The organism is Klebsiella sp. M041, assembly GCF_059759695.1.
The window spans coordinates 1-4,767 of sequence record NZ_JCAXWU010000046.1 but is presented as its reverse complement, the minus strand read 5'-3'; the positions used below and the strand labels follow the sequence as shown (position 1 = coordinate 4,767).

At 40.8% G+C, this 4,767-nt stretch carries 4 protein-coding genes and 1 pseudogene; all 5 read left to right on the top strand.

Annotation, left to right across the window (positions count from 1 at the left end; translation table 11 throughout):
- The first annotated feature begins 1,140 nt into the window (after positions 1-1,140).
- On the top strand, positions 1,141-1,908 hold the full coding sequence (locus AC6CWS_RS26295) for an ABC transporter permease (protein WP_136070818.1): 768 nt from the start codon (positions 1,141-1,143) through the stop codon (positions 1,906-1,908).
- A complete protein-coding gene (gene rfbB / locus AC6CWS_RS26290) occupies positions 1,908-2,648 on the top strand; it encodes an O-antigen export ABC transporter ATP-binding protein RfbB (protein WP_000433876.1) in 741 nt (246 codons plus the stop codon). The genes AC6CWS_RS26295 and rfbB overlap by 1 nt, the downstream gene beginning before the upstream one ends.
- Positions 2,649-2,662: 14 nt before the next feature.
- Positions 2,663-4,555 carry a DUF4422 domain-containing protein gene (locus AC6CWS_RS26285; protein ID WP_136070819.1) on the top strand — a complete coding sequence of 631 codons (1,893 nt, stop codon included), beginning with the start codon at positions 2,663-2,665 and terminating at the stop codon, positions 4,553-4,555.
- 18 nt (positions 4,556-4,573) lie between these two features.
- A pseudogene (locus AC6CWS_RS26280) lies at positions 4,574-4,654 on the top strand (UDP-galactopyranose mutase); the annotation flags it as partial.
- A gap of 35 nt (positions 4,655-4,689) precedes the next feature.
- The coding region (locus AC6CWS_RS26275; protein ID WP_223602338.1) for a hypothetical protein at positions 4,690-4,767 on the top strand (78 nt) is incomplete at its 3' end.

The window sequence follows — 4,767 nt, the reverse complement described above, 5'->3', positions numbered from 1 at the left end:
GCGCTGAACAAAATGACGAAAGCAGGTATGCCTGAAAGCGTGCGTATTGCCTGAAAACACAACCCGCTACGGGGGAGACTTACCCGAAATCTGATTTATTCAACAAAGCCTTGTAATGATAGTAATGAAATTTATTTTTTCTTTTATAATCATATTGTTAAGTGGGTACGCTGAAGTGTTCAAATAATGTGCAGTAACTGTGTATTTTTTGTCTGAATGGATTGGCCATGCTTTTTCATTTTTATTCTTCCAGAGCAGAGCTATAATGCGCGCGTAATTCACATCCTACGGATGCATTATTGATAATGTGCAACAAACGTACCCTACGACGCTCGGATTTGACCACTTTTGAAGAAAAGTCAAATTCACTTTTATGCAAGAGAGGGTGAGGAAGGACGTTATCCTGGTGGTGTTGCCGCTGCCTGCCCGCGAACTTAATACTCTGCCTGACTTATGTAGAGATGCGGAGCGCCCAGCTACATGGCTGTTGAAGTCATACTGCCGAGAGTGACGCTTTTTGTTGGTTTCAAGGGTGAAATGAGAAAGTCCTGATGGATAGGATGCCATAAACTGAGGAGAGTAGCGGTGCATTTGTTGCGGTGTAGCGATGGATGTGAGTCCGGAGAGGGGCGCTGAGTACAGATATCCGTTTGTTTTTAGCTTTTTTGCCGAACGCTGACTAGGCTGTTTGTGGCTTCATGAATGCTGCGCCGGTAATGCTTGTGGAGCTAACGACGAGCGTATCCTCTTCGTTACGGTAAGACCGGGTAAGACAGACACTTTAGAGAGGGGAGTCCGCATTTTGGTTGCGATAGCCAATGGCGGTAGCGTGTCTGAATTTTAGAATAAACTCATTGTTCGATTTAACATTTTATTTACAATCTTAAAGGATGGTTTATGTGTCTTCCACGAGAATCACATTTTCATTCAGCGGTGACTGAGGTTAGCGATCATCTCCGATTCCGGAGTGCTAATGCGCAGGAAAGATTGTTTACATATTGCTTGTGCAAAATAATGTTACAATTGGTCTTTGTTTATGGGAATAGCTGTTCGTCTCTCGAGCACAGCAGATTTATCGATAATTCTGTTTGATACATATTACGTACGGAATTTTTTGTAGAATAATTTATGAGTATAAAAATGAAGTATAATATAGGGTATTTGTTTGATCTTCTTGTTGTTATAACAAACAAAGATTTAAAGGTACGTTATAAAAGCAGCGTATTTGGTTACTTATGGTCAATTGCGAATCCACTGCTTTTTGCAATGATATATTATTTCATTTTTAAACTCGTTATGCGAGTGCAGATCCCGAATTATACCCTTTTTTTGATTACCGGTTTATTTCCGTGGCAGTGGTTTGCCAGCTCGGCGACAAATTCCTTGTTTTCGTTTATAGCCAATGCACAAATAATCAAAAAAACAGTTTTTCCGCGCTCAGTTATTCCATTGAGTAATGTCATGATGGAAGGGGTACATTTCTTGTGTACAATTCCTGTGATTATTGCATTCCTGTTCGTGTATGGTATGCGTCCATCGCTCTCATGGCTCTGGGGCGTACCAATTATTGCGCTTGGTCAGGTAATTTTTACATTTGGTATTTCAATCATATTTTCTACGCTCAATCTGTTCTTCAGGGATTTAGAGCGATTTGTCAGCCTTGGTATCATGCTCATGTTTTATTGCACGCCGATATTATATGCGTCAGATATGATTCCTGAAAAATTTAGCTGGATTATTACCTATAATCCTCTGGCAAGCATGATCCTCAGCTGGCGGCAGCTGTTCATGGATGGCGTCTTAAATTATGGATATATTTCAATCCTTTACATTACAGGTTTAGTCCTGACAATTGTGGGCCTGAGTATTTTTAATAAATTAAAATATAGATTTGCAGAGATTTTGTAATGGAACCAGTAATAAACTTTAGTCACGTTACGAAAGAGTATCCTCTTTACCACCATATTGGCTCAGGAATTAAGGATCTCGTATTTCACCCTAAAAGAGCTTTTCAGCTGTTAAAAGGGCGTAAATATCTTGCGATCGAAGACATTACCTTCACCGTGGGTAAAGGCGAGGCCGTAGCGCTGATTGGTCGTAACGGGGCAGGGAAAAGTACCTCCCTCGGGCTGGTGGCCGGCGTCATTAAGCCAACAAAAGGCACTGTTACAACCCAGGGGCGCGTTGCCTCAATGCTTGAGCTAGGCGGCGGTTTTCACCCTGAATTAACCGGGCGAGAAAATATTTATCTCAATGCGACCCTGCTTGGGCTACGCCGCAAAGAGGTTCAGCAACGGATGGATCGGATAATTGAGTTCTCCGAGCTGGGTGATTTCATTGACGAACCTATCCGCGTGTACTCAAGTGGTATGCTTGCGAAGCTTGGATTCTCTGTCATCAGCCAGGTAGAACCCGATATACTTATTATCGATGAGGTACTTGCTGTCGGTGACATTTCGTTCCAGGCCAAATGTATACAAACAATACGAGACTTCAAAAATAAGGGTGTAACGATATTATTCGTTAGCCACAATATGAGTGATGTTGAAAAAATCTGTGACAGAGTTGTTTGGATCGAAAACCATAAACTCCGCGAAATTGGCTCAGCAGAGAGAATCATTGAACTTTACAAGCAAGCAATGGCTTAATAATTGGTAATAAGATGAATAGTATCAAAATTTATACATGCCACCACAAACCCAGTGCTTTTCTAAATGCCTCTATTATTAAACCACTGCATGTCGGGAAGGCTAATACTTATAATGATATTGGCTGTGAAGGGGATGATAGCGGAGACAACATTTCCTTTAAAAACCCCTTCTATTGTGAGCTGACGGCCCACTACTGGGTGTGGAAGAATGAATCCCTGGCTGACTATGTGGGATTCATGCATTACCGCAGACACTTGAACTTTGCAGAACAACAAAATCATCCTGAGGATAACTGGGGGGTGGTCAACTACCCGCTCATCAATGCCGAATACGAAAGCCAGTTTGGATTAAGTGATGAATCCATAAGCACCTGCGTCGATGGATATGATCTGCTGTTACCCAAAAAATGGTCGGTAACATCGGCAGGAAGTAAGAATAACCTTGATCATTATGCAAAAGGTGAGTTTTTACACATTAAAGACTATCAGTCTGCCCTGGATATCGTTGAAGAGCTGTATCCACAATATAAAGCTGCGATTCAACAATTCAATAATGCAACTGATGGTTATTATACGAACATGTTTGTTATGCGCAAAGACATGTTCCTTGATTATTCTGAATGGCTTTTTGCTATTTTGTCTAATCTTGAAGATCGGATTTCGATGAATAACTATAACGCTCAAGAAAAACGAGTTATAGGACACATTGCTGAGCGTTTATTCAATATCTACATCATCAAATGTCAACAAGATAAACAGCTAAAAATAAAAGAACTACAGCGCACGTTTGTTACTGCTGAAACATTTAATGGTAAATTAAAGCCCGTTTTTGACGAAAGCGTACCGGTTGTTATTAGTTTTGATAATAACTATGCATTAAGTGGCGGGGCATTAATCAATTCAATTGTTCGCCATTCTGATGCGAACAGAAACTATGATATCGTTGTTCTGGAAAATAAGGTCAGTAATTTAAATCAACAACGCCTTATCAAGCTAGTTGCTGGTCATAACAACATATCATTGCGCTTTTTTGATGTGAATTCATTCACTGAGATGAGTGATGTTCATACCCGTGCACATTTTAGTGCGTCGACCTATGCGCGCTTGTTCATCCCGCAACTTTTCCGCGAGTATAAAAAAGTTGTGTTTATCGATTCTGACACCGTGGTGAAGGCTGATTTGGCGACACTTCTGGATGTCGAGATCGGCACTAACCTGGTTGCCGCTGTTAAAGACATCGTCATGGAAGGGTTTGTGAAGTTTGGTACCATGTCAGAATCAGATGATGGCATTATGCCTGCAGAGCAATACCTGAAAAAGACATTAGGAATGACTAATCCTGACGAATATTTTCAGGCCGGAATTATTGTTTTTAATGTCGAACAAATGGTTACAGAGAATACCTTTGCTCAATTGATGTCAGCATTGAAAGCCAAAAAGTATTGGTTCTTAGATCAGGATATCATGAACAAAGTCTTCTTTGGCCGAGTCAAATTCTTACCATTAGAATGGAACGTGTACCATGGTAATGGTAATACCGATGATTTCTTCCCGAATCTTAAGTTTTCAACCTATATGCGCTTTTTACAAGCCAGAAGAAATCCAAAAATGATTCACTATGCGGGTGAAAACAAACCATGGAATACTGAGAAAGTCGATTTCTATGATGATTTTCTTGAGAATGTTTTAAATACGCCATGGGAAAAAGAAATCTACTATCGCCAGTTACCTGTGGCCACGGTAGTACCTAACCAACATACTGAACTGCAGCAAACCGTGTTACTGCAGACAAAGATTAAAAGAGCTTTAATGCCATATGTTAACAAATATGCTCCTGTCGGTTCGCCAAGAAGAAATAAGCTCACCAAATATTATTATAAAGTTCGCCGCTCGATTCTTGGCTAATACAACTGGAGATACATTATGAAGCGTAACAATATTCTCATCGTCGGCGCTGGTTTTTCAGGTGTGGTCATTGCCCGCCAGCTTGCTGAACAAGGTCACAAGGGCTTTGTTGAATAAATCGAACTTTTGCTAAGTTGAAGGATCAGATCACGCATCTTCCCGACAACGCAGACCGTTCCGTGGCAAAGCAAAAGTTCAAAATCACCAACTGG

Bases quoted from the DNA above. Each gene is read 5' to 3' on its own strand.
- AC6CWS_RS26285 (WP_136070819.1), top strand. From the start codon at position 2,663: ATGAATAGTATCAAAATTTATACATGCCACCACAAACCCAGTGCTTTT.
- AC6CWS_RS26295 (WP_136070818.1), top strand. From the start codon at position 1,141: ATGAAGTATAATATAGGGTATTTGTTTGATCTTCTTGTTGTTATAACA.
- rfbB (WP_000433876.1), top strand. From the start codon at position 1,908: ATGGAACCAGTAATAAACTTTAGTCACGTTACGAAAGAGTATCCTCTT.